Here is a 236-nt window from a genome sequence, read left to right on the forward strand (position 1 = left end):
CCAGCCAGTGATAGCTGGCGCACTGGTCAGTCACGACAACCGATGGGGTTGTCTCGCCCAGCAGCGATTTGGCCGTTTCCGCATTACGGTAAGCGCGGATTTTCTGGTAAACCGCCTTGCTGCCACTGAGCAGCCAGACCCAGCGGGTGGCCGCTTCTCCGTTGCGTTGATGGGGCGTTTCGTCAACATGGATAACCGCAGATTGCCTGACATAATGCCCTAACGCCTGATGCAGC

Annotated in this window: 1 protein-coding gene; it reads right to left on the reverse strand. The window is 58.5% G+C overall.

Annotated elements, in window-relative coordinates; genetic code table 11:
- Positions 1-236, reverse strand: a 236-nt coding sequence (locus tag AAC854_RS23660) for an IS66 family transposase (RefSeq protein ID WP_340619193.1), incomplete at both ends; no start/stop codon positions are given.

Source organism: Xenorhabdus entomophaga, from assembly GCF_037996725.1.
GTDB classification, from domain to species: Bacteria; Pseudomonadota; Gammaproteobacteria; order Enterobacterales; family Enterobacteriaceae; genus Xenorhabdus; species Xenorhabdus khoisanae.